The sequence below is a fragment of the Nostoc sp. EspVER01 genome, from assembly GCF_034530635.1.
GTDB lineage: Bacteria > Cyanobacteriota > Cyanobacteriia > Cyanobacteriales > Nostocaceae > Nostoc.
Window position 1 is genome coordinate 148,896 of the sequence record NZ_JAVRCS010000010.1, and the last position, 21,645, is coordinate 170,540.

The 21,645-nt window shown below is 42.5% G+C and carries 18 protein-coding genes and 3 tRNA genes; 5 read left to right on the forward strand and 16 right to left on the reverse strand.

Annotated elements, in window-relative coordinates; all coding sequences use genetic code 11:
- Positions 1-235: 235 nt before the first annotated feature.
- From RMX69_RS11495 to RMX69_RS11505, 3 genes are all read right to left on the reverse strand, one after another.
- The gene (locus RMX69_RS11495) at positions 236-2,938 is read right to left on the reverse strand and encodes a type I secretion system permease/ATPase (RefSeq protein WP_322637539.1); all 2,703 of its coding nucleotides are present in this window, start codon (positions 2,936-2,938) and stop codon (positions 236-238) included.
- Positions 2,887-3,669 (reverse strand): peptidylprolyl isomerase, encoded by a 783-nt coding sequence (locus RMX69_RS11500; RefSeq protein WP_289796933.1) that lies wholly within the window; start codon positions 3,667-3,669, stop codon positions 2,887-2,889. Before RMX69_RS11500 ends, RMX69_RS11495 begins: the two co-directional genes overlap by 52 nt.
- Before the next feature lie 369 nt (positions 3,670-4,038).
- Positions 4,039-4,860: a TIGR00297 family protein gene (locus RMX69_RS11505; protein ID WP_322637540.1), complete on the reverse strand. Its 822-nt coding sequence runs from the start codon at positions 4,858-4,860 to the stop codon at positions 4,039-4,041.
- A gap of 402 nt (positions 4,861-5,262) precedes the next feature.
- Between RMX69_RS11505 and RMX69_RS11510 the strand changes: the two genes are divergently transcribed.
- Positions 5,263-5,694 (forward strand): VOC family protein, encoded by a 432-nt coding sequence (locus RMX69_RS11510; protein ID WP_322637541.1) that lies wholly within the window; start codon positions 5,263-5,265, stop codon positions 5,692-5,694.
- A 55-nt stretch (positions 5,695-5,749) separates the two neighbouring features.
- Here RMX69_RS11510 and RMX69_RS11515 read toward each other — a convergent pair whose 3' ends face one another.
- Positions 5,750-6,385, reverse strand: coding sequence for a triacylglycerol lipase (locus RMX69_RS11515; RefSeq protein WP_322637542.1), 636 nt, complete (start codon positions 6,383-6,385; stop codon positions 5,750-5,752).
- A gap of 491 nt (positions 6,386-6,876) precedes the next feature.
- Here RMX69_RS11515 and RMX69_RS11520 point away from each other — a divergent pair, with 491 nt between their 5' ends.
- Positions 6,877-7,443 carry a hypothetical protein gene (locus RMX69_RS11520; RefSeq protein WP_322637543.1) on the forward strand — a complete coding sequence of 189 codons (567 nt, stop codon included), beginning with the start codon at positions 6,877-6,879 and terminating at the stop codon, positions 7,441-7,443.
- Positions 7,444-7,477: 34 nt separating this feature from the next.
- On the opposite strand, the gene RMX69_RS11525 is transcribed toward RMX69_RS11520, so the two are convergent.
- From RMX69_RS11525 to RMX69_RS11545, 5 genes are all read right to left on the reverse strand, one after another.
- Complete coding sequence (locus RMX69_RS11525) at positions 7,478-9,799, reverse strand: VIT domain-containing protein (protein WP_322637544.1); 2,322 nt, start codon at positions 9,797-9,799, stop codon at positions 7,478-7,480.
- Positions 9,800-9,957: 158 nt separating this feature from the next.
- Positions 9,958-11,022: a tetratricopeptide repeat protein gene (locus RMX69_RS11530; protein WP_322637545.1), complete on the reverse strand. Its 1,065-nt coding sequence runs from the start codon at positions 11,020-11,022 to the stop codon at positions 9,958-9,960.
- Positions 11,023-11,090: 68 nt separating this feature from the next.
- Positions 11,091-11,798 (reverse strand): 16S rRNA (uracil(1498)-N(3))-methyltransferase, encoded by a 708-nt coding sequence (locus RMX69_RS11535; RefSeq protein ID WP_322637546.1) that lies wholly within the window; start codon positions 11,796-11,798, stop codon positions 11,091-11,093.
- A gap of 87 nt (positions 11,799-11,885) precedes the next feature.
- The gene (gene sir, locus RMX69_RS11540) at positions 11,886-13,802 is read right to left on the reverse strand and encodes a sulfite reductase, ferredoxin dependent (protein WP_322637547.1); all 1,917 of its coding nucleotides are present in this window, start codon (positions 13,800-13,802) and stop codon (positions 11,886-11,888) included.
- Positions 13,803-14,040: 238 nt separating this feature from the next.
- Positions 14,041-14,580: a hypothetical protein gene (locus tag RMX69_RS11545; protein WP_322637548.1), complete on the reverse strand. Its 540-nt coding sequence runs from the start codon at positions 14,578-14,580 to the stop codon at positions 14,041-14,043.
- Positions 14,581-14,974: 394 nt separating this feature from the next.
- Between RMX69_RS11545 and RMX69_RS11550 the strand changes: the two genes are divergently transcribed.
- Positions 14,975-15,916, forward strand: a complete 942-nt coding sequence (locus RMX69_RS11550) for an ADP-ribosylglycohydrolase family protein (protein WP_322637549.1) — start codon at positions 14,975-14,977, stop codon at positions 15,914-15,916.
- 42 nt (positions 15,917-15,958) lie between these two features.
- Here RMX69_RS11550 and cutA read toward each other — a convergent pair whose 3' ends face one another.
- The 4 genes from cutA to RMX69_RS11570 form a co-directional block, all read right to left on the reverse strand.
- On the reverse strand, positions 15,959-16,291 hold the full coding sequence (gene cutA, locus RMX69_RS11555) for a divalent-cation tolerance protein CutA (protein ID WP_322637550.1): 333 nt from the start codon (positions 16,289-16,291) through the stop codon (positions 15,959-15,961).
- Positions 16,292-16,296: 5 nt separating this feature from the next.
- Positions 16,297-17,298 (reverse strand): transposase, encoded by a 1,002-nt coding sequence (locus RMX69_RS11560; RefSeq protein ID WP_322637551.1) that lies wholly within the window; start codon positions 17,296-17,298, stop codon positions 16,297-16,299.
- A 21-nt stretch (positions 17,299-17,319) separates the two neighbouring features.
- Positions 17,320-18,171, reverse strand: a complete 852-nt coding sequence (locus RMX69_RS11565) for a hypothetical protein (RefSeq protein ID WP_322637552.1) — start codon at positions 18,169-18,171, stop codon at positions 17,320-17,322.
- A 141-nt stretch (positions 18,172-18,312) separates the two neighbouring features.
- Positions 18,313-18,972 carry an Npun_F0813 family protein gene (locus RMX69_RS11570; protein WP_322637553.1) on the reverse strand — a complete coding sequence of 220 codons (660 nt, stop codon included), beginning with the start codon at positions 18,970-18,972 and terminating at the stop codon, positions 18,313-18,315.
- 358 nt (positions 18,973-19,330) lie between these two features.
- On the opposite strand from RMX69_RS11570, the gene RMX69_RS11575 reads away from it, so the two are divergent.
- Positions 19,331-19,403 (forward strand) — tRNA-Arg (locus RMX69_RS11575).
- A 72-nt stretch (positions 19,404-19,475) separates the two neighbouring features.
- The gene (locus RMX69_RS11580; protein WP_322637554.1) at positions 19,476-20,129 is read left to right on the forward strand and encodes a group I intron-associated PD-(D/E)XK endonuclease; all 654 of its coding nucleotides are present in this window, start codon (positions 19,476-19,478) and stop codon (positions 20,127-20,129) included.
- A gap of 30 nt (positions 20,130-20,159) precedes the next feature.
- Here RMX69_RS11580 and RMX69_RS11585 read toward each other — a convergent pair.
- From RMX69_RS11585 to nadA, 3 genes are all read right to left on the reverse strand, one after another.
- Positions 20,160-20,231 (reverse strand) — tRNA-Thr (locus RMX69_RS11585).
- 88 nt (positions 20,232-20,319) lie between these two features.
- Positions 20,320-20,405, reverse strand: a tRNA-Tyr gene (locus RMX69_RS11590).
- Positions 20,406-20,528: 123 nt separating this feature from the next.
- Positions 20,529-21,503, reverse strand: coding sequence for a quinolinate synthase NadA (gene nadA / locus RMX69_RS11595; RefSeq protein ID WP_322637555.1), 975 nt, complete (start codon positions 21,501-21,503; stop codon positions 20,529-20,531).
- Between the last annotated feature and the right edge of the window lie 142 nt (positions 21,504-21,645).

The following is a 21,645-nucleotide window of genomic DNA, read 5'->3' on the forward strand; positions in this document are numbered from 1 at the left end:
TTTCATTCCTCAACCCAACCTACGCAGTTTAAAGTTTTAGGTCTAACTGAACTGTATTGGGCTATAAAAATATTTACACTACCCAGACTGTAGCAAGGGTAATTATTGAAATCAGCAAAATTAAAATGGCGAACGGAGTTATGCTCCATTCGCCAAAGGCTATGTTTAAGCCGCGTTGCAAAGGTTTATCTTTTATCTAGTCACAAGTTTTGAGCTAGTTAAATCTATTAAATGATTAAATGTTTGCTTGCTGCCGTTGATATAGTGACCAATACAAACCCTTTTGTTGCAACAATTGTGAGTGAGTACCACGTTCGGCAATCACGCCTTGCTCTAATACTAAAATCAAGTCGGCACGTTTAAGGGGAGCAAAGCGGTGAGCAATCAGAAACACGGTACGATTGGCGGAAATTTTTTGCAGGTTTTGCAGCACTTGTTGTTCAGTTTCACTATCCAAGGCACTGGTAGCTTCATCCAAAACTAAAATCGGCGCTTGGGAAAGAAATAACCTTGCCAGGGCAATGCGTTGTCTCTGTCCACCAGATAAAGCTGTACCGCGTTCGCCAACATTGGTTTCGTAACCGTAGGGTAATTGACTAATGAAGTCGTGAGCCACGGCTAATCTTGCCGCCTCTACAACTTGCTCTGCGGTAATGTCGGGACTACCGAGAGTGATATTTTCCAAAATAGAACCGTTAAATAAAAAGTCTTCTTGGAGAACTACACTAACTTGTTGCCGCAGTGAGGCTAAATCGGCACTTTTTATATCAAAACCATCAATCAGAATGCGTCCTGATTCAATTTGATAGAGGCGTTGCAATAGCTTAGATAGGGTACTTTTCCCAGAACCGCTACGTCCGACAATGCCAACAAACTGCCCTGGTTCGGCACTGAAAGAGATTCCACGCAGAATTGCTTCAAAGTTGGGACGGTAGCGGAAAAATACTTGCTCGAAGGTAATTTGTCCTTTCAGGGGTGGCAAAACTAAGCCAGTTCCCAGTTCAGCTTCAGGGGAGACGTTGAGAATATCACCAATGCGATCAACAGAAAGTAGCACTTGTTGAAGGTTTTGCCACAACTGTACTAAGCGCAAAAGCGGGCCTGTGACTCTACCAGACAGCATTTGAAATGCAACTAGCTGTCCAATTGTGAGCTTTTGTTCAATAACTAACTTGGCTCCAAACCAGAGAATCAGCATTGTGGACAAATTAGTGAGAAAGTCACCAATGTTGCTGCTGATATTGGAGGTAGTAGAAGCTTTAAAGCCAGTGCGAATGAAGCGGGCAAATAAGCCTTCCCAGCGATCGCGGGCTACTGGTTCGGCTGCGTGGGCTTTAACAGAGTGAATTCCGGTGATTGTCTCTACTAGAAACGATTGACTATCAGCACTCCGGTTAAAAGTTTCGTTGAGCCAGTTACGCAGAATTGGTGTTGCAACTATCGTCAATGTGGCAAATAGTGGCAGTACAGCTAAAGCCACAAAGGTGAGTGGGACGTTATAGTAAAACATCAATGCCAGGTACACCACAGCAAAGATGCTATCTAGAATCACAGTTAATGCTGTACCTGTGAGAAACTGACGAATTTGTTCGAGTTCCTGGACTCTTGCTACTGTGTCTCCGACGCGGCGCGACTCAAAATAAGCCAAAGGCAGGCGCATCAGATGGCGAAATAGCTGCGCTGATAAACTCAAATCCAAACGGCGAGCTGTATGGGTAAAGATGAATAGGCGCAGTATCCCAAGTACGGACTCAAATATGGCTACGCATAAAAGTGCGATCGCCATTACATCAAGAGTCGGCAAACTCCCCTGCACCATCACTTTATCAATGACGACTTGGGTAATTAGCGGTGTTGTTAACCCCAAAAGCTGCAAGGTAAAAGATGCTAACAATACTTCTGTGAGCAATCCCTTATACTTCCAAACTGCTGGGGTAAACCAACTGAGGTTAAATTTTTCTTGCTGGGATATGAGTTCTACTTGCCACAATTGTCCATCCCAAGACACCTCAACTATTGACTGCGGCAAGCTTTCACAAGTCCGTTCGGGATTTAGGGGGTTAGCGATAATTAAGCGATCGCCTTTAACTCCATAAGCCACCACCCAGGATGGACTCTGGGGTGAGTCAGAATTCCACAGCAATAAAGCTGGAAATGACAACTGTCGCAACTCACTCCAACTCACTTGTAAGCGCCGCAACACTAACCCTAACTTTTCTGCTGCTTCCACAACCTGTTTTGGGCGTTGTCCTCTGAGTTGACGCTGCACCCATTCCAGTTGCACAGAATTTTCTAGTTGTTGCGCCACCATTGTTAAACAGGCAGCAGCAGTATTCCAACTGGCAACAAACGGATAAATTGAAGTGATTAGATTGGCGGCTGGGAGTCCTTTTTGGGGTTGGAGGCTGTGGGGGCTGGAAGTCCCGTCTGAGGCTGAAGTTACTGAAGGAGTGCTAGAGAAGGAAAATGTCTCCCTTTGTCCTTCCATCTCTACTGGTAACGCTTGCCAAAATTCCTGAATTTGTGGGTGAGAAAATTCTGCCCATAGTGCAGTTTCCCAACAAACTACTATCACTTCTTTACTAGCAGCTACAGCTTTAAAATCCGCAGACAGCTTTTGGAAATCGCCAAACCAATCCCCTGCATCTAGAGCGGCTATTGGTTTGCCAACACCCTCTTCTCGCAAGCGGACTTTCCCAGCCACAATTAAAAATTGATAGCCACCGACATCGTTTGACCAGATTTTTTCTCCAAGACGATACTGGCGGGTTTGGCACTCATTTTCCAATCGGGATTGTTGTTCGGGAGTCAGCCAGGATAGCGGTGGCTGATTCCAAGGCAAAGAAGCTAGCACTTTTAATCGTAAAGATTCATTATCCAGAGTTTTTAACTCACTTGTAACTTGACTGTCAGTTTTTGAATTTTCTCTGCTAGCCATTTTTCAAACAACTCATTTTGTAGTGCTTGCTGTAGTTGAGTATCTTCTAAAGACGCTGGTAGAAATTGTTCTACTCGAAACAAACCATAAGGCCCTTCTCCTTGGGGAGAGTCTTTGCCAACGATTTCTATTGGTCCTATCAATTGTCCAGGATTGGCCACATCAATAGCTGCCCGTAATATATCTGGCATACTACCTCGGCTGACAATTCCCATCATGCCATTCACAATTCGGTCATCTGAAAGGGAATACTCTTTAGCTAGTTGCTCAAAACTACCTCCTTCTTCTATTTGGGTTTGGAGTTCGTCTGCCAATTCACGATTATCAACAACAATCCGGGAAAGTACTACCCGATCCAAAAAAATCTTGCGTTCAATAAAATATTCTGGGAGTTTTGTTTGTGTCACTACAGCTTTCAGCTTTTCTAACTTGTAACCAAAAGCAACCGATGTGTGAAAAGTAGCGTAATCTGTGTTATTTGTCTTTAACCATTCTTGAAAACTTTGGGGGTCAGTGAGTTGATTTTTCAGCCTAAAGTCAATAATTGACTGTTCAGTTATTGCGGTGCCAATTTCAATATCATCTCGTGTTCTAATTTCTTCCTCAATTACGTACTGCCGGAGAATATCCCCAATGAACTGTCCTAATTTTCCAGAGGCTTGCAGATACTTTACTGCTTGCTCTATAGAAATTATTTGGTCATTAATTGTCAAAAATGATAAAGATTCCATGAACTAATTATGTGAAAATGGTTAAACACTTATAGAACTTTTAAATTAAATCATATAGAAATCATCTGGTTATTCATGGATAAATACGATAAAGATTCAATGAACTAATTACATCTAAATGGTCAAAAAATTATATAGCTAGTAAATAAAATAATTTGCCACGATCACTTTTACAGTCTAGTGGGGACAAAATCAGGATTGAAAATATTAGTGGTGGCGCAACCGCAAGGCAAATAGTTATTTTTTAACAATGCCTTTCAAGAGTGCTGAGTGCTGTAAATGGATAGCGGCTAAGTGGGGAATCTCGAACTGGTAACGGTCTAAATGCCCCACTTAGACGAGTAATTGTAATTGTTTATTCTCGTCACCCTAGTTAATGAAAGTTATCCATGTGCAAGCAAGTAGCACAGATGCGATCGCACCGATTAATGTATTAAAAATATTTACTACTTCATTAGTCAGCCAGGTATACTTAGATTGCAGTGTTGCACCAATCACACTTTCTAGGTTAGTAGCAATAAATGCTGCCAGCACACACCAAGCTATTCCCAATATATCGATTAAACCAACTCCCCAACCCACAAATGCGATCGCTACAGAAGCCACAATCCCGGCTAAAGTTCCCTCCAAGCTTACCGCTCCTTCTGTACCGCGAGGCACTGGTTGGAGTGTGGTAATCAAAAAGGTGCTTTTACCATAAGCTTTACCGACTTCGCTAGCAGTGGTGTCAGCTAGCTTAGTACTGAAACTCGCTACATAGGCTAGTAATAGTAGGGACTGGGGACTTGTACTGAGCATTGCCGAAGTATTGGGGATTAGCGACTGGGGATTAGGTACAAGGAATCCCGAATTTATTATTCCTACTCCCAAGGCACACAGTGCCCCAGTTAAAGCCGAACCCCAAACATTTTCTGGGCCTCTTGCCCCAGAACGTTTTTCGGCAATTCCTTCTGCCTCCTTCTGCGCCATCCCAATGCGGGTAACGCCAGAACCAACCAAAAAATAGAACATTACTACTGCATATCCTTGCCAGCCTAGAGTTACCCAAATTAAGATGGCCAAAAACCAGGCGTGGAATAATCCAGCAGGGGTAAGTAGCTTTTTGGGAGCAATCCAAGCTAAACCCAATAAAATTGTGTTTAATACTACTGCTACTAACCAGGGATTTACAGAATCTATTGAGGATGACATCAGCAATTAATCATGAGTAATTTTGTCTGAATATCAACAGAATAACGAATTTGTGATGCTTAGTGCTTTATTTTTGCAACCTCTCTAGGTAAAGTAATATGTTTGTATTATTAACTAAATTGCGTAGGCATCACTCTGAAAGCTGAGTGTCAAACCATCAATGGTGTCTTAGATATACGCTGCAATGATTAAACAAAATGCAAAACTTCTTTTGAGTTAGGTAGACTCTTCTCCGTCACCGCAGATTAGAGTGGCTGAAGTATTACTCAATCCCCAATCTTAGTAATAAGGATAAAGAATATAAGTTAATGTCAATAAAAACTGTGTTCAAGTTAACCACAATTAAAACTTAATAGCATAAATTGTAGATAGCATCAACTACTAGTCTTTTTAATACCAGCTATGAGCCAAACTTTATTCCATCTAGCTTTCCCTGTAACTGACATTGCCCAAACAAAAGCATATTATGTAGATGGTTTGGGCTGCATTCCTGGTCGTGAAAACCACCATGCCCTGATTCTCAATCTCTACGGTCATCAATTAGTGGCTCATGTCACAAAAGAACATTTGACACCGCAACAAACTATCTATCCCAGACACTTTGGGCTAATTTTTACCCAAGAACGTGACTGGCAAGACTTACTAGAAAGGGCACAACAACAACAGCTACTTTTTCGTGAAGAAACTAAAAATCGTTTTGTCGGTTCTCCTCTTGAGCATCGCACTTTCTTTTTAGAAGATCCCTTTTATAATCTCATGGAGTTCAAGTATTATCGTCACCCAGAGGCGATTTTTGGGAGTTACGAACATACGCAAATTGGGGATAGGACTTAAGTAATTCGTAATTCGTAATTAAAGATGAATAAATCGAGCGTGGCAAGCTTTCTGGTTACTGACTGGATGCTTTCTCAAGGAAGGGTAACTGAATAGGCTTTGCTAAAGCTGCTGTGACTACCGCTAAACTCCTGGGATCTGTCAGCATCCAAGGGTGTAGAGTAACTGGTACTATTACTTGGCTTCCTACGGACATTTGTGAACTATTTGCTGGGACAATCATTAAATCATAAGGTGTCCAGATAGACGTAAAATCTATCTGCCCTAACATTACAGCATCCGAATTTAAATCCTTGAGAAAAATGCTGTCGGGGCGCATTTGTAGGCAACCAGGACGGCGGGAACCATAAGCAACTACAGTTCCATAATGGGGCGAAGAGATGGTAATAAACCGCTGCACGCGGTTAATTCCTCCTAATCGCTGAACGTAGTAACGGCTGACAATTCCTCCCATGCTAAAGCCGATTAAATCTAGGCGTTGTTCTGGTGCAAAGGTCGCTGTAACATAATCTGCTACTTGTTTTGCCAATTCATCAAGACCCACATCACCATTATTAGGAACTAGATTCAGGCTATATACAGAGCAACCCTGTTGTATGAGGTATGCCCTCATTTTATGAAAAACTGCCTCTGTGTCGTCAATGCCGTGTATTAACAAAACGGGATTGCGTTGTTGATTTTCAATGTTCATTTACAAAATCTAACTGAATTAAAGGGTGTATTTCACTGTTGTAGACACTTACTGCTCTACAAACTGAAGCTATTGCTTTTCGGATTCTTTAACAGATCCAAAGAGAATTTGTATAAAGTTTTACAAATTAATCTGTTCGTCTGCCAATAGGCTATGACACTCTTACCACTGGTTGAGAATAAACTGCTTGTTTAACTTCAATTGGGTATTTACCAAACAAAGAAATGTTAATTATTGTAAAGCTTGCTTTCAGAATCTTGCTCTTAGCTACAGTAAAATTTAATAATTAGTTCTCGGTGTATGCAGGTTGCAAATGCTTGCAATAGAACATTTTGCCCTGTGGTTTTACTACAATGTTAATTAAGCACAAGCCTATAAGGGTTGTCACCAGAGCGAGGTGACACTAAGTAGATAATGTAACATTTTGTCGTAATTTTTAACAATTACGGTCGAGTTACAAATATAAAAGGTAAAAGGCAGGAGTAATTGTAATGGATTTTATCAAAAAGTTAATTTCGGGTATTCAGGGTTTTCTTGGCGGTATTTTGGGTTTCATTACCGGACTGTTACCAGGGAAGAAAAAAAGCAACGGCTACTTCTTAGAATTGGACGAAGCCAAAGATGCTGCTAAAGAGGTAGCATCGAACGCAAAGAAAGTAGCAGAAACAGTTACATCGACAGTTGCATCGAATGCTAAGAAAGTAGCAGAGACGATTACATCAGAAGCACCAACTCCAGAAGCACCAACTCCATCTAAACCAGATTCATTGAACGGAACAAAAACTGCTGCGGCTAAGACTAAGGCTAAGGAAAAATCAGCTAAAAATCCCAAACCAGCCGATGTTCAACTAGTCCAGACTGCTGAAGGTCTGAAAGTTGAACCGGGCAAAAAAGAAAAAGCCGCAGCAGCCAAAGTACTTAAAGAGCAGCCAACTGAAACAACCTTTGCACCAAAATATCTTGCTCCTTCGACTACTAGCTCTAATGGTCGTCGTCGTCCAGGAGCGAATATGAGTGCTTATCTAGAAATGGCACGTCAGATTAAAACATCTAAATAATTCATAGAGACGGTAAATTTACGGTCTCTAGAGATTAAGCGTGAAGATGCAAGGTTAAGATAACTTTGCCAGTTGTAGATGGGGGAACTCTCCAAAGTAAGAGCGATCGCTTAATTTTCTCCACTACAACTGGATCTTTTAGGGTAGAGGTTTCCTCGTCTAACATTACCCGTTCTACTCGACCTTTGTTGACGGTGAACTCAAAGACGATTTCACCGCTGAAGCCTGAAGGAAAGTTTAGTTGCTGAAGGTGTCGGGTTAGATTAGCAATTTCTGTATTATTATCCAAGCCAGTGATGCTGATGACCTCTAACTGATGGTTGATGGCTGCGTCTAAGATTTCATCTTGTTCCATCTCCTCGAAATCAAAGCTCAAAGATATCTCGACTTCTTTGGGTGCTGGAGATTGTAGCGATCGCTTTTGCCGGAGAAAATCTGGAGCTTCTTCTGAAGCTGGCGCTGATGGCATTGAGAGTGATGTTTTACGTGCAAAACCACCAGATGGAGCCTTGCCAAACACTCCTTGGTAACTAACTGCTTCAGGCATTTCCACTGGCACTTGCATAGACAAGTATTCGCTTCCTGGTTCAACCCGCACGTCATCACTGACAGCCACAAAAGCGGTGTATTGAGAAAGCAACTGATAAGTTAAGGCTGTTTCTGTAACTGCTTCTACACCAGCTTTAGTTTCAAAGCTCACCATTTGATTCATCAAATCTTTGATGCAAGCACGTCCCCATAACTGCGCTACAGCAAGATTTCCTGTTTCCTCAAATTGGAGGTTAAACGTTTTTTCATAGTGCTTACCGCCCGCAGCAATGCCGGAGATTTGCAGATTTCCACTAACTCTATCTTGTTTGCGACCAAATAAAACTAATGGTTGTTCGCAAAATAAATCAGGCGCTACCTTTGGGTAAATCACAGGCGATTCTGTGTCGCCTTGCCAAGAGATTTGAATATTCGTGAGTACAGGATTGTTAATTTGCCTGTAAAACTTTTCGGCAACTTCTTCCGTGGGTTCATCATGACGAATAATTCTAGATATTCCCCGGCCAATTTCGGCGATGCGATTTAATAAAAAACGGTTAACTGAACTACCAACACCAAAACTATAAAGGCGATTTCCTGGTTGGAGGTGCTGTTGTACTTCTGCTAAAATCTCATTTTCGTTGCCGATATAGCCATCAGTTAAGAGTACAACGCTGCGTAATCTTCCGACTGGTGTGGGGAAATTTATGGCTGTACGAATGCCACTGAGCATTTCTGTGCTGCCATCAGCTTGTAAATTGTTAATGTAAGAGATCGCTTGGGTACGATTTTCTGCTGTATTCGGCAGAGGTGTTGGTGATAACTGTCTGACTCTATCGGAAAAATCGATAATTGTGAAAGTATCGTTGGGATTCAACCCATTGATAAATCGTCGCATCAATTCCTGACACTTCCATAACGGATCGCCAGATTGGGAGCCAGAGGTATCCACTAAAAATACAACATCTTTAGGCACAATCTCATCAGTGGAATATTCCAAAGCTGGAATCAGATATATTACAAAATGTCCGCCGCGATCGTCGGCTTGGCTTAATACTGTGGATTGAGTTTCTTTACCAGAAACTTGATAGCGGAGAATTAAATCTTTGTTGGGAATTGTATCTTCTCCAGCTAATTGAATCCGCACAATTTGACCTGAGTGTTCAATTTTTAATTGATGGGAAGGAGAACGCACTTCAGAAATAGGCAAACCTGCATCAATTTCGACTGTGACATTAATATTGTGACGCGAGCGCGTTCCTTCTAAGACTACAGGCGGTGTAATGCGAGAAGCATCAGGAACTTGGTCTGTATCACCGCTACCATCTATCGGCGTTCCCGGAATATATCTTGGCCCCACCACCATCGGGAAAACAAATTCGTAGTTTCCCGCCTCAAATTTTAAACTTTCGGTGTAACGAATTGTGACATCAATTTGTTCGCCAGGTTTGATATTAGCCAGCGATTGGGTAAAGATGTTATCTCGTTCCTGTTCGAGAAGTCCGGCGGTGCGTCCTTCTTGTTTTGCCTTTTCGTAGATGGCTACAGCTTCTTCACGTTTTTTAATATTACCTTTGATGATGCGATCGCCTATTTTGATTTCCATGTCATCCACCGCCGCCTCATCAGGTAACGGAAAGATATAGATTGCTTCTAAAGGCTGTGTGAAGGGATTTTCAAAGCTTTGGATGACATCAACTCGTGATAAATTACCGGCAATTTTTGCGAGAACTTCTGTATGCTTGAGTGGAAAAACTAGTTGTTCTCCTTGAGGCGATTGAACGTACAAACCGCCTAAATTTAGATTTTTAGCACTTACTGTATTCATCAAACACTCCTATTTGATCTGTAAACTTACTTCTTAAAGTAGGTAATAAGTAACTTAATTACGAATTACGAATTACGAACTTGTATTGAGCGTCTTGCCTTGACTTGTGCCGAGCGAAGCCGAGGTAGCGAAGTCGAAAGGAGCCGAAAGATTACGAATTATTTAACAAACACCAGTCCACTATACAAATGAAAAGCTGAATCCCAATTAGTCTGTTCCCTACGAAACAGCTCGATGTGAGACTTGATATGACTCAACATTTCTGTTTGATCTAATGTTGTATCTGCAAAAGATGTGAAATCTGACCAGATTTTGACTTGAGGTAGTTGCTGGTCAATCCAACTTGATAAACTATTCCAATTAATTCTGATTGTATTTTGGCTAGCTTGAGGAATGATTTCTAAACCTTGCTGAAATTCATAACCGTTATCATAAAGTCGAAGAATGCAACGTCTACCAGGTATGTGTAAATCACAAAACTGAGCATAGTCTTGTGTTTGAGTTTTCCATTCCAGTTTACGGCGGGCATCAACATCTACAACTTGTTCAAAAATGGGCAAAAGTCCTACTACTCTTGCTGTGACTTCTGACCAGTCAAAAGTGAGAGAACCAAGTTGATTTACCTCGTTTCGGCAAACAACAGTAGCTTGTGGGGTAGATGCTTGGAAATGTTTGACTTGATAAACTTGAATTTGCTGAATTTCCGCTATTGTTGCCCAAAAGCAAGGAATACCAGCCTGCTGTAGCTGTTTCCCATAAAATTTTAGTTCTCCTACTTGGCCAGTGCGGTACAATCTCCAGCCACGACTTGGCAGTACCAGCCGTGCAGTGTAGGGGTCTAGCTGCATAATCTGAGCAAATTTTCGAGATGCTTCTGTTTTCATCTCGGTACTGAGTGGCTCTAAAACTAGTACGCTAAGTTCGGTGTTATTTGGTTCAGATTTTGCTTGGGAAATAGCTCTTTGTCTTTCTTCTAGTTCAATTTCTTGTAGCCGTCGCAAACCTTGGCGTGCGAGCGTTACTATTTTGGCGTTTCTTGTATCTCGCAGCAGTTGCCGATAAATTTTTTCTGCATCTTGGTGTTTTTCTGATACTTCATTTAGCCGACCGAGATAATATTGTAACCAAGGATTTTCGGGTGATTCTTTTTGCAGCTGTTTGAGTAATTTAGCTGCTGTTTGATAGTCTTTATGCTCAAAGGCGATCGCAACTTGCTCAATCATCACTTACTTTAAATACACGTTGGAGTGATGTCTCGCGCAAAAGTAATTTTGCGTGAGCTATAAATCATTTATACTTCACAAGTTGCGGTAATCAAGGATAATGCTACTACTGGGGCTGTAACTGCTCTCAGGATGCGGCGACCAAGGGAAACAGGTTGAAATCCAACTGACTTCGCATTGTCAATTTCTTCTGTTGTCCATCCCCCTTCTGGTCCAGTAGCAATGACAATCTCCTCAGAAATGCTATTTAGCACCTTGCTTAAATGGGGATACTCTCCACGAGCCTCACAAATGTAACGGTGACTTGTCTGATTCGCTGTGACGGCAGTATTAAAAGCAACAGGTTCTAAAATTGTCGGCACAAAAGAGCGTTCTGACTGCTCGGCGGCTTCCGCTGCGATGCGCCGCCAACGTTCGAGCTTTTGAGGACTAGGATAAAGTAAAGTGCGATCGCTCAATACTGGTGCAATACAAGCTACTCCCAACTCTGTACAACACCGCACCACTTCATCAAATCCATTACCTTTGGGCAACGCCACCATCAGCGTAATCGATACAGGTAATTCAGTTTCTACTAAAAGCGGTTCTAAAACCTCTGCTTGTTCCCCTGCTAACTGCGCTAACCACCATTTTCCCTTACCATCCATTGCAATAAAGCGATCGCCTTCACGCAAGCGCAACACACGCCCCAAATAATGCTGCTGTTCTTTGGTGAGCAAAATTTGTCCTTGTTGGAGTTGGGAGGGTGCGATCGCAATTCTTTGCAGTTGAGACATGAGATTTGGGAATTTTAAGGATATCAAATCAAAGATGGACACAGATAAGTCTATCTGTGTCCATCATGGTTTAGTTATTTATTTGACTTACGAAAGATTCTGGAAGTAAGCCTCTAGCGCTTCAGTAACTAACTGAGTCATGGGTTTACCTTGACTTTCTGCTACTTCCTTCAACTTACCATAAACCTCTTCTTTCAAATTGACCCGATGGCGCGATTTGTTTGCACCATTAGCTGTTTGTGGTTCGTAGCTAGCAGCAAATTCGCGGATGGCATCAAAACCAACGCGATCGCAAAAATCACCAAAGCTTTCCTTCGATTTCCGAGATTTCTTAAAGTAAACAAAAATCGGCTCTAAGAAGCTTTCTAAGTCATTGTGGTGTAGTTTCTCTGTGTAAGGTTGTGCTAGTCGAGTCTGATTTGGCGAACCTCCTAACCATACTTGGTAAGATTCTGGAGCGCTACCGACAAAGGCCAATTCTGCCAAGTAAGGACGAGCGCAGCCATTGGGACATCCTGTCATCCTTACCACAAAATGTTGTTTTTGTAAACCTAATTTATCCAACAGAGCGCGAATCCGCTCCAAAATGCCTGGTATTGCCCGTTCTGATTCCGTGATTGCCAAGCCGCAAGTGGGCAAAGCCGGACAAGCCATTGCATACCGTACTAAAGGTTCGATTTTACTAGGGTCGTCTCCGACACCGTGACGGCTGAGAATGTCTTGAATAGCTTCCTTGCTATCTGGTTCGATATCGTAAAAAATCAGGTTGTGGTTGGCTGTCAGACGGATGTGTAAGTTGAACTGTTTAACAATTTCCCGCAAAGCGGTTTTCAGTTGAAACGAACCTTCATCCTTGACCCGACCATTGTCAATGGAAATTCCTAAGAAGAGCTTGCCATCACCTTGTTCATTCCAGCCGAGGAAGTCGTGATATTTAAACTCTGGCAGTGGCTTGAAGGCTTCGACTGGTTTACCAAAATATTCTTCAACTTGGGTGCGGAATTTATCTACGCCCCAATCGTTGATTAAATATTTTAATCTGGCATGACGACGGTCGGTGCGATCGCCATAATCTCTCTGGGTAGCAACAATCGCTTTCACTATGTCGTAAACGTCATCTTTCGTTACATAACCAATGGGATCTGCTAACCTAGCGAAGGTTTCTTCTTTACCGTGGGTTCTACCTAAGCCACCACCAGCAAAAATATTAAATCCTTCTAATTGCTTCTTCTTATTGGTAATCACTACCAACGTCAGGTCTTGGGAATACAAATCTACCGAATTATCCCCTGGCACTGTCACGCAAATTTTAAACTTGCGGGGCATATAGTACGTGCCATAAATCGGTTCTTCGTTGTCATGGATAATTGTCCCATTTCCATTGCGCTGTCGGGCTGCCTTCACCTCTGGGTCTTCTTCAGCACTAATTGCCTTTTCCCCATCTAACCAAATTTCGTAATAAGCACCTGTTTGCGCTGTCAGCAAGTCAGCGATATTCTGGGCATACTCCCAAGCATACTGATACTCTGGGCGATTCTTAAAGGGGGCTGGTGGTGCCATCACATTTCGATTAATGTCACCACAAGCTCCCAAAGTCGAACCCAGGTTCTTGACAATGGTAGCAATTGCTGATTTTAGATTCTTTTTTAAAATTCCGTGCAGTTGGAAACCTTGACGGGTAGTTGCTCGTAATGTGTGGTTGCCATACTCATCAGCTATTTTATCTAAAGCCAGATACAGCTGCGGCGGTACTAAACCACCCGGATTTTTTGTCCGCAGCATAAACTGGTAATCTTTTTCCTGTCCCTTGGTGCGGTTGTCGCGGTTATCCTGCTGGTAAGAACCGTGATACTTCAAAAGCTGTACCGCATTTTCAGTAAAATGGGTAGTGTCTTGAAGGATCTCAGTTGCTACAGGTTCACGCAAAAAATTACTATTTTCCTTGATCCCTTCTACTTTGGAAGGCTTACGGCTAGCGATTGGGGAAGGAGCAGATTTAACCATTAGACTTGTATAGTATTCTCAATAAAGCATTAGTAGACGCCGAATCAGCACCCTTCGGCTACTTGATCCCCGGTAATCCGGCCGGAATAATGAGGAATGATTTAATTTTAACACGGCAAAAGCCGGCTTTGTTAGTGATGTAATACTTAGCAAAACCAGCTTTTGGGAGTAGTGAGTTTTTAGTGCTGAGTCCTGAGTACTAAGTAAAGTATAAACTGACTGAGGACTCAATAATCTTTTATTTGAAGCGATAACCGATACCACCATTGATGCTAACAGCAGAAGCATCGCTATTTTGGTAAGCACCAAGTCCGACTTTGGCATTAGTGTAGACGAGGAAGTTATTAGCAACTTCCGATTCGACGCCAGCACCTACAACTACAGAATCTCTATTACCTATAGGAGTTGGTGAGCCATCTTTCTCTACAAAAGAATAACCACCAGTTAAATAGGCGTTAGTTCTATTAGCAATAGGCACATCCACAGAAAGTTCTGGAATTATGGCACTTGTTTTATCACTCCAAAGGACATTACCACGTGCAGAAAACGGCGTAGTTCCTAATTTCACGCGGCCTGTGACGTTACCACCAAATGTGGCATCATCGTTGATGCCTTGTCCGCCACTGGTAACGCCAGCAGCAACACCAGCACCAACATAACTAGCATCAGTACCCTTTTTAGTTTCGGCAGAAGCTTGACCAGCTGATAGAACAAAAGGAGCAACTATTAAGGAAGACAATGCAGAGATTGTCACGAAAGACTTGAGTAAGCATTTCATAATTTTTACCAAAATTTGTATTTTTTACTTGTATATTCCAGGTCGAAAATAAAGTGATAATGTTCCAAATGATTCCCAACTTTTATTAAAAAACTGTTGTTGTTAATGTATAACGCTTACAGGATAACTATCCCTTGAATTGATAAATAAGCTGTTATAATTACATCTCAATGTCTTTCCATTCTGGCTGTTTGTTCCCCCAATAGACGCTTTTAAAACTGTCACAATATTTGGAACTAAAACTAAGTCGGGATATGGTAAATAAAATACCCGATTAATAATTTTTGTCGAGCTTTTCAAAGATGATGAAAAAGTAGGCTGTAACATCTGTTGCAACAAGCTATAGAGGGAATCTATAAAGTTAATTTTGAGCAATTCTCGTGGAGATTGAATAATGCTAACCGCTGCAAAAACGTTGTCTGGTTTGATGGGTTTATGTGTCGGTGATGCGTTGGGTGTGCCGGTGGAGTTTACTAGCCGTGCTGAACGAGTAAAATCTCCAGTGACAACGATGTTGGGTTATGGCACATGGAATCAACCACCAGGAACTTGGTCAGATGACAGTTCCTTAAGCTTTTGTTTGGCAGAATGCCTTTGTAGAGGGTATTCCTTGGATGCCATAGCTAATTCCTTCTGGCGCTGGTACAAGGAGGCTTACTGGACTCCTCGTGGCGATGTCTTTGATATTGGTCAAACTACCCACACAGCAATTATGCGGCTCAAGCAGGGAGTTGTTCCCCATCAGGCGGGTGGTAAGGTTGAAAATAGTAATGGCAATGGTTCGTTGATGAGAATCTTGCCAATGGCTTATTGTCACAGAAACTTCACTTTAGGCGAATTGCTGGCGCGGGTGCATGATGTTTCGGCGATTACCCATGCTCATGCGCGATCGCAAATGGCTTGTGGCATTTATATTAGTATTGCAGTGGCGCTTTTAGAAGGAGCAGACCCCCAAACAGCTTATTTACAAGGATTGCAAGACATCAAAACAGTATATTCTGTCCGAGAATTTTTGTTAGAAAAGCCGCATTTTGGCAGAATTTTCAGTGGTGAGATTGCCAAGTTACCAGTTGAAGAGATTAATTCTGGTGGCTATGTGATTGATACCTTGGAATCGTCCCTGTGGTGTTTATTAAATAGCTCGTCTTATTCTGAGGCGGTACTGAAAGCTGTCAACTTAGGTGGAGATGCCGATACAACCGCCGCCGTCACCGGTGGGTTAGCGGGAATTTATTACGGGGTGGAAAATATTCCTCAAAAATGGATGAATCAAATTGCTCGGAGACAAGACATTATTTACTTAGCAGAGCGTTTTGCCAGGGCTGTTTACGCATAGAGTTGTTAGTTGAGAGTAAAGAGTGAGAAGTTATGAAAATCCTTACTCTTTACTCTCAACTTGCTGAAAAATCCACTGTAAGTAGGCTTGAGAACCGGCAACAATTGGTAAAGCAATAATTTCTGGCACTTCATAGGAGTGCAGTTCCTTAATTTTGGCCTCCATTGCCGGAAATTGCGCCAAATCAGTTTTAATCAGTAATTGCCATTCTTCCTCTTTATGCAATTCCCCTTGCCAAGTGTAAATTGAGTGGATTGGTAATAGACTGACACAAGCAGCGAGTTTCTCTTCCACAAGAGCATTAGCAATTGCTTCTGCCTCCTGCACGTTGCCAACTGTCACCAATACCACACTATAGCCAGCAGGTGTCTCCATGACCTCTAAACCGTCGTAGACAAGGAATAGACCTGACCATCAATTAACAGTCGTGTGATGCCCTTAGCTTGCAAATGAGTCCGAGCCTTATGAAGCATTTTACTATCTGGAACTTTAATCACGCGATCGCGTTTAGTAGAAAAACGCTTGGCGACACGATGGTTATCAAACACCGGCAGAGTTCTTTGCTGGGTTTCCAGGCTGGGAATTTGTCCCAAGTCACCAAAGTCCTTCAGAGGTCGCGTAATTAATTCTGAGGAACGGTCAATTACCAAGTAGCAAGTTTTGGGCAAATTGGCTATCGACAGTGGTAAAACTTCAACTGATGCTTCACCTGGTCTGCGTTTTGTGACTAAAGGTCTTTGGTCATCAAGGTCATCGTCATCAAAGTCTTCTTCCTCAAAGTCGTCATCCTCTAAATCATCATCTTCTAAATCGTCCAAATCCTCGGATTCGTCAAGCAAATCTTCGCCTAGCATGTGCGCGATGACCGCCGCTCCTGGATGTTCATTCTTTAGCGGTGGGATAGGAATGCTGACTATTTCCGGCGGTTTTGGCTCTGGAGTTTCTAATTTCTCTGTGACTCGGAGTTTGGGTTTTTCCGCAGCCGAGGGGCGTCGCCGCACACGTCTACTAGCGGCGATTGACTCCGCTGTTTCCTCTGAGTAAAGTTGCTCCTGTACACGAATTATCTTACGTGGCTGTGGCTCAACCTTTGGCAATTCCAAGGGTTGGCTTTCACTGGGTGGAACTTCTATTTCCGGCTCTGGTTGACTCAGCAGCGGTAACTGCTCGTAGCTTACCTGTGCCCTTCCCTCAGGAGTTCTCGCAGCCCGCTTTAAAGAGACTAAGTATTCATACTCGTCCTCTGGCAAAGTGCTTTTGAGTAGGCGACTAATTGTCGAGTTACTCACACCATAGCGGTCTGCCAAAGTTGAGGTTGTTTCGGCAGTCTCTCGATATAACTTCAGAATTTCTTGCTTGTCAGAGTCTGTTAATTTTCTCACGGTAGATACCAAAAATCCTTACTAAGCTCGTTTCCGTCCGCTGGTACGCCGCGTTCGTCTTAGTGATGCGTCATATTCTAAGACAGCGCCCATGCCAAATAACACTCCACTAAACACCCAAAACACTTCTAATATCTCCCCACTTTGATAATTGGGGCCTTGGGCGTATTTAAACCACATATCTGCAATGTAGAGCGAAAAGGCCGCCGCCGCAATCATTCGCCAAGACTGGGAAACTCTTCCCCCCCAAAAGGCTAGTAGCAGAGTGGTAGCAATAATTAACAAAACTACATCGCTAACTACGTAAAACCAATTCAAAATAGCGACTAGCAGTTCTGAGGGTGTTTCCTGTTGCATAGAAATCCACCATGCCAACAAACTACCGAACACTGCAATTGCTAACACAATTAGCCACTGCCATTTTTCCAGATTGATTCGCCTGGAAGCCACAGCTAAAATCATGCCTGCGCCAAGTAATAGATAACTAAGTACAAAGAATATATCGCCTACAGACACATCCGGTTCATCTTTTAAAACTATTTCGGTATAGCCGAAAATTATCCCTCCAACAAAATAGGAAAGCATGCCTAACCCAATTAAGAGCCAAACATTCCGGCCACTGACGATTTGCTGACTTAGCCAGTTCCTCAAGCATAAGATACTGGCACCCAAATAAGCTAAAGCTTCAAAAATATTTGTGCCAATCACATACCACTCGGCTCGGCTTTCTATGCCATCGGCTCCAGGAACTTTGGCGCTAAACAACAAAAAGTATAGCAGTGCCAGTACGGCCCAGCCAATATTAGCCAAGACAATGTTCTGAGTATTGAAAATGGATTTAGAAAGGAACGAATTCTCGTAAGAGTTATTCATAAGACTTGACTATTGTAGATGCACTCTGGCAGTATTTTGAGTTAATGGACTGTATATCTAGCAGTGTGTCTGCCAGGTAGCACACAATCAGACACCAAAAGCAAGTGCCAGTGGCAGGAATTTTGTTAAATAATTTCCATACTACTGCCATAGCTTACCCAGTGGCGATTGATTTAGCCAAGTGATAAATAGCGATCGCTCGGCTTCTGGCATATCTTCTAGCTTATAAATCACTTGTTTGGTAAAATTGGCATTGCCAAAATAGGCTTTCCCTAATCGATGAAGTTCTTGTAAGAGGATAACTACATGACTTTCTTGCCAATCAGGTATTTTAGCTGCCGGCAAAGGATTGGTAGATACCAAATATTTCACTGCTTCTAGGGAAGATGCCTGAGGAAATTGCTTTTGCTGTAATACTTCCGCAATATCTTTTTCAAATAATGCAGCTTGTCTAGCACCTAAAAACTCTTCAATGTCGATAGCAACACCCTGCAACAGCAAAATACCAGCTTGGATTAAAATCGCCGTTTTGCCATGACCACCTGTGTCACTATCCAGTTGCTCTAAACGGATTTTACCCCAGACGCTAAACCGTTCGGGTTCCTCGAGCAAAACACAGGCTTTACCCCGGTTATCCGTTAATTCTCTCCATAAGGCTCTAGCTTCTTCTTCTTGACTAGCTTTGAAAACACTAATCAAGCGAAAAGTCTGCCCTTGATAATTGAGAATCGGCACCTGCTGATCCTTTTTTGGGTGCTGAATGCTTGATATTTCAACATCCTGCCGTTTGAGAATAAACATGGCACTAGCAAATAACTCCTCACAGGGGCACTCTTAATATGGAATATATAATGGCATTTGGCAGTATCGCCAAGGCTGAAATTACCTAGCATACTTTGGAAATGAGCCTAGCGATCGCCAAATCCTTCCCGAAGGTAGTCGCCCAGAGAGCGTTGGCGCTAACGGGCAAATAACCCCTTGACAACACAATATATCTAAACCAATACCCCATCTGTTTCGTTTTCGGTGTAGATTGCACTAACTAGCGACTAGCATCTTAGCCTTGCTAGTGGTAAATCTGCAATTTTTGATTGCTTCTTGGTAGGTGAAGACGATATAATAATGTAGGTGACTCTTTCGGGAGCCATTATTTTGTTTTGGGCGCGTAGCTCAGTGGATAGAGCCACGGATTTCTAATCCGTTGGTCGCAGGTTCGAACCCTGCCGCGCTCGTTTTAACTTAATACGAACCCTAAAGAAGCCTTTTCATGGTAATTTACCAAATAGGCTTGAGAGTTCATATAAATGCACCACACAAAAGATAAGGGTGATCTAGCAGCTGCTAAAGTGATAGCAGATTTAGTTGAGAAAGAATATTCGGTTTTTGTACCAGTAGTAACTGAACACGCACCCTTTGATTTGATTGCCTACAAAGATGGCAAATGTTACAGAATTCAAGCTAAATACAGTTGTGATGGCACACTGAAAAATAAAAGCAATTGGGCAGACAAGAATGGTTGTCATGAGAAAAAGTACAAATCTGATGACTTTGATTTCTATGGTCTTTATTTGCCAGATATAAACAAAGTAGTGTATCCATCAATTAGGTTTGGCGGTTGCGGTATCAGGACAACGCCACCTAAATCACCCAATCCTTTTTACTGGTGGGAGGATTTTACAGACTTTACTGAAGTAGCATTTAAGCGAACCTACAAGGAGTTTGGCGTTGATTTAACAACCAGAAAGGTTAACCCAGACTCTAGGATTCATACCAGAAAAGTTGAAAGACCATCTAAAGAAGAACTGGAAAAACTAGTTTGGGAAAAGCCAACCGCACAAATTGGGAGAGATTTTGGCGTGTCTGATAAAGCTGTAGAGAAGTGGTGTAAGGCTTATGGGATAAAAAAGCCACCTAGAGGTTATTGGGTTAAGAAAGCTCATGAAGAAACCGAAACTTAATGCTTCTCTTTCGTTTATATTCATTTAAAAAGCCCGTGACGAGGATTGAACTCGTGACCTCACCCTTACCAAGGGTGTGCTCTACCACTGAGCCACACGGGCGAAATTATGATTTCGATTTTTCAGCTAGAAGTTAAAATGCTGGGAGTTTTGATGCTTTCCCAGTCATTATAACTTATAACTTCGTAAGTGGTGGGCCGGGCTGGATTTGAACCAGCGTAGGCGCAAGCCAACGGATTTACAGTCCGTCTCCATTAACCACTCGGACACCGACCCGATTTGTCTCACGATTTAAAATCTTAGCACCACCTTTTAGAAATTGCAAGAGATTAGAAAAAATAACTTGTGGGTAGAGATCGCAACAAAACTGCGTCTCTAGCATCTGGATAAAAATACTGGTTACACGCTCATCTCCAGCATTCGTTGCATTGGTCGCAGTGCAGCAAGACGGATATCCTCTGACATGGTAATTTCGGGAGTGCGATTTTTCATTGCCCAGTAAAGCTTTTCTAGGGTGTTTAACCGCATAAACGGACATTCGTTACAAGCGCAATTATTTATCGGCGGTGCAGGAATGAAGTGTTTGTCAGGAGCTAGTTTTTGCATTTGGTGAATGATTCCCGGCTCCGTAGCAACGATAAATTCTTTGGTGGGGCTGTTTTGACAATACTTGAGTAAGGCGGCTGTGGAGCCAATAAAACTGGCGTGGCGCAATACACTACTTTCACATTCTGGGTGTGCGATCGCCTCTGCTTCGGGATGGGCAATTTTTAATTGGATAATTTTCTTTTCCGAGAAGGTTTCATGGACAATACAGCTACCTTGCCATAGCACCAAATCTCGTCCAGTCTGTTCCATGACGTACCGCCCCAAGTTCCTATCTGGGGCAAAAATAATCGGCTGTTCCTTCGGTATCTGCTGCACAATTTTCACAGCGTTGGAACTGGTGCAAATAATATCACTCATCGCCTTGATATCAGCAGAACAGTTGATATAAGACACCACCAGATGATCTGGATGCGCTGCTTTAAAAGCTGCAAACTCCTTTGGTGGACAACTGTCGGCTAAAGAACAACCAGCATTCAAATCTGGTAAAAGTACTAATTTATCGGGATTAAGTATCTTTGCTGTTTCTGCCATAAAATGGACACCAGCAAAGACGATCACATCCGCATTGGTTTTTTCGGCGGCTCTTGCTAGTTGTAATGAATCCCCAATAAAGTCTGCAATATCCTGAATATCTGGCTCTTGATAATAATGCGCCAGGATAACTGCGTTGAGTTCTTTTTTGAGACTCTCAATGGCGGCAAACAAATCTAGTGGTAGTTCACCCGGTTGGGTTTTTTCTCGTTGAGCTAGTGCAGTAGTAAACACAGTTAGGGGGTGCTTTAAATTGCAAATTTATGTCCTGTGGAATCAATTATAGTAGTTTTTACCAAAAATAGTGGACGGTTGATATTTTGGGGTTGTGTCCAAATCCGGCTGAGTTTCATATCCTGGAGATAGACGGCAAGGA

Bases quoted from the DNA above. Each gene is read 5' to 3' on its own strand.
- RMX69_RS11545 (WP_322637548.1), bottom strand. From the start codon at position 14,580: ATGAAATGCTTACTCAAGTCTTTCGTGACAATCTCTGCATTGTCTTCC.
- RMX69_RS11505 (WP_322637540.1), bottom strand. From the start codon at position 4,860: ATGTCATCCTCAATAGATTCTGTAAATCCCTGGTTAGTAGCAGTAGTA.
- sir (WP_322637547.1), bottom strand. From the start codon at position 13,802: ATGGTTAAATCTGCTCCTTCCCCAATCGCTAGCCGTAAGCCTTCCAAA.
- RMX69_RS11580 (WP_322637554.1), top strand. From the start codon at position 19,476: ATGCACCACACAAAAGATAAGGGTGATCTAGCAGCTGCTAAAGTGATA.
- RMX69_RS11525 (WP_322637544.1), bottom strand. From the start codon at position 9,799: ATGAATACAGTAAGTGCTAAAAATCTAAATTTAGGCGGTTTGTACGTT.
- RMX69_RS11500 (WP_289796933.1), bottom strand. From the start codon at position 3,669: ATGGAATCTTTATCATTTTTGACAATTAATGACCAAATAATTTCTATA.
- RMX69_RS11510 (WP_322637541.1), top strand. From the start codon at position 5,263: ATGAGCCAAACTTTATTCCATCTAGCTTTCCCTGTAACTGACATTGCC.
- RMX69_RS11550 (WP_322637549.1), top strand. From the start codon at position 14,975: ATGCTAACCGCTGCAAAAACGTTGTCTGGTTTGATGGGTTTATGTGTC.
- RMX69_RS11565 (WP_322637552.1), bottom strand. From the start codon at position 18,171: ATGAATAACTCTTACGAGAATTCGTTCCTTTCTAAATCCATTTTCAAT.
- RMX69_RS11515 (WP_322637542.1), bottom strand. From the start codon at position 6,385: ATGAACATTGAAAATCAACAACGCAATCCCGTTTTGTTAATACACGGC.
- RMX69_RS11520 (WP_322637543.1), top strand. From the start codon at position 6,877: ATGGATTTTATCAAAAAGTTAATTTCGGGTATTCAGGGTTTTCTTGGC.
- cutA (WP_322637550.1), bottom strand. From the start codon at position 16,291: ATGGAGACACCTGCTGGCTATAGTGTGGTATTGGTGACAGTTGGCAAC.
- RMX69_RS11535 (WP_322637546.1), bottom strand. From the start codon at position 11,798: ATGTCTCAACTGCAAAGAATTGCGATCGCACCCTCCCAACTCCAACAA.
- RMX69_RS11530 (WP_322637545.1), bottom strand. From the start codon at position 11,022: ATGATTGAGCAAGTTGCGATCGCCTTTGAGCATAAAGACTATCAAACA.
- RMX69_RS11570 (WP_322637553.1), bottom strand. From the start codon at position 18,972: ATGTTTATTCTCAAACGGCAGGATGTTGAAATATCAAGCATTCAGCAC.
- RMX69_RS11495 (WP_322637539.1), bottom strand. From the start codon at position 2,938: ATGGCTAGCAGAGAAAATTCAAAAACTGACAGTCAAGTTACAAGTGAG.